Here is a 746-nt window from a genome sequence, read left to right as displayed (position 1 = left end):
CGATATGGGCCTCTTCAATGATCTGTTTGAGCATTGACGGCGCATCATCCGTTTCTGGTGCGTAGCGTTCAAACAGCTGCTTGGCCGTCAGCATGACCTGATCGGAAGCCTTGCGCCCCCCGCTACGGCCACCCATGCCGTCGGCCACGATACCCAGCATGCAGCCGGGGATACGTGAGTGGCTGAACAGATTGACCTGATCCTGCTGGTAGTCCCGATCGCCTTTATGGATACCGGTGGACGCTGTGATTCGATAACCTTTGGACATTGTGTGGTCGTTCAAGCGCGAGGCTCGATTTATGGTCGCAATCGACGTATTATCAAGCGAAGCAGCGCGTACGGATAAAAAACCYTGGACTTAAATTTACATTCCCCGGAACGCCAGCTGATTGAACTCAAAATGGAGCATGCTGATCTCAATTCGCTGGTTGACCTGACCGCGCATGCCTTTCCCATTGACGAGTTGTTGCTCCGGCGCCTCAAAAAGCGGCGCCTGCAGCTCCGTGACCAGATTGCACAGCTTGAGCTGTCTCTGGATCCCCCTGAGCCTGCTTGATGACCCTTGCGATTGAAGTAGCAGAGGCCTTTGCGCCGGGTGGCACCCTGTCGCGCGCCGCTGAGCATTTTGTGCCTCGCGCCGGGCAAACCGAAATGGCCCTGGCGGTGGCGCGTGCTATCGAGGGCGCCTATCCCCTGGTCGTCGAAGCCAGCACCGGTGTCGGCAAAACTTTCTCATACCTCGTGCC

At 57.2% G+C, this 746-nt stretch carries 2 protein-coding genes and 1 pseudogene; 2 read left to right on the top strand and 1 reads right to left on the bottom strand.

The annotated features are described in order from the left end of the window. A pseudogene (locus AC1D0Z_RS23395) lies at positions 1 to 268 on the bottom strand (serine/threonine-protein phosphatase); the annotation flags it as partial. An 84-nt stretch (positions 269 to 352) separates the two neighbouring features. Here AC1D0Z_RS23395 and AC1D0Z_RS23390 point away from each other — a divergent pair. Together AC1D0Z_RS23390 and AC1D0Z_RS23385 are read left to right on the top strand one after the other, a co-directional pair. Beyond that, positions 353 to 556, top strand: coding sequence for a DUF465 domain-containing protein (locus tag AC1D0Z_RS23390; protein WP_477660508.1), 204 nt, complete (start codon positions 353 to 355; stop codon positions 554 to 556). Further along, positions 556 to 746 (top strand): hypothetical protein (locus tag AC1D0Z_RS23385; protein ID WP_477660507.1); only part of this gene is annotated, 191 nt, incomplete at its 3' end. The genes AC1D0Z_RS23390 and AC1D0Z_RS23385, both read left to right, overlap by 1 nt.

Source organism: Polaromonas sp. P1_E3, assembly GCF_056405935.1.
This window is presented reverse-complemented; position numbering and strand designations above follow the sequence as displayed.